At 35.5% G+C, this 1,412-nt stretch carries 1 protein-coding gene; it reads right to left on the bottom strand.

Going from position 1 to position 1,412, the window contains the following annotated elements:
* Window positions 1-1,412, bottom strand: a 1,412-nt coding sequence (locus tag BZG77_RS14870) for a hypothetical protein (protein ID WP_158011455.1), incomplete at both ends; no start/stop codon positions are given.

Here is a 1,412-nt window from a genome sequence, read left to right as displayed (position 1 = left end):
ATGCTCTACTATTAGTAAGCACAAACACTGGTGTCTTTGACAAGCCAGAAAGTTCAAGAACTGTTGTTCCAACAGATAATATTACATCTAGCCTATCCATTAGCTTGAGCACCGCTTCAAAATCATTAAACTGATCAATATCAGATTCAATAATATCAACGCCGTATTTTTTCTTGATTTCAGCAAGTTCTGATGAGCAATTGCCATATTGCAAACTATAGAAATCAACACTAGGCATTTTAAAAAGCTGACTCAAATCGTCTACTGAAAAGTAGTGCTCACTTCTACTAGCCGTGTTTATTGAGCTTGTCCAGCTTATACCAACTTTCAAATTATCTGTTGGTACTATACCTATATTTTTCGTTGGCATATGTGCTTCTGGCATAGATTTTTCAATAAGCTCAGAAAGAATATCTGTTAACAAGCATATATGAGAGTACTGTTTTATCTTAGAGTATGTTTTATTGTCTAAAATGTGGTGTAGTTTTTTATCTGGCAATTTATTGAACATATGCGCAGATGCTGAATCTACTCTTCGCGTTCTCGTAACAGGTAAAAATTTAATACCAGGATATCGGTTCAATAGTATTGAATGTAATCGAGGCTCACAGGAAACTGTTATATTGGGATTGATTTTCTGTAGTATTTGGTATGTTTTTGAGTATCGAATTTCATCTCCCGGCCCCCAACTTGCAAGAATAAGCGGAGATTTAGACGACTCAACAACCGATATATCTTGTGTGTATTTGTCGGTAAACACATTGGCAAGGACTTGAGCAAGCCGCTGTCTCTTATATGTTGCATATGCTTTAATTAAGTCCCCTTTCTGAAACCAAAAATGACGCTCGAGCTTGTTATTTATCGCGTGTGGATTAATAGTCTTGTTCGAACACTTCCGTTCTTCATTGAACAGTGTATCTGCGCGGTTAAATATAGCTTTTGCTTCGCTAAGACGATTTAACTTTGTTAAAGCATCATAAACCATCTCATAAATTGGCAATGTCACAAGTGAAGGGTCTTGAGATGATTCAAATAAATCAACCACTAACTTATATTGAGAAGTTAATGAAAAGCTCTCTAATAGTTCATCATCTGGGAATATACTYTCAACGTAACTCTTATTTATAAGGGTCTTCAGTTGATCGTGCTTATTCTGCTTAATCAAAACATAGGTTAAAACAATTGGGGAGAAAAAAGTTGAACTAAACGCAGTTCTAATTAGTCTATCTATGAAATAGGTTTTGTCAGGATACGCATCTTCAATTATTGCAGTCGTGATATCATTAAGTGATTTGGGGTGCAAATAGATAGCCGAACAACAATAATCGAGTGACTTTTCACTCCCTTTAGTGATCACTGCCGCCCAACTAAAGTATTTACTTAACCTTTTTTCATATAGCCACCTTTTATTT

The organism is Salinivibrio sp. IB643 (genome assembly GCF_001996105.1).
Classification (GTDB): Bacteria; Pseudomonadota; Gammaproteobacteria; order Enterobacterales; family Vibrionaceae; genus Salinivibrio; species Salinivibrio costicola.
This window is presented reverse-complemented; position numbering and strand designations above follow the sequence as displayed.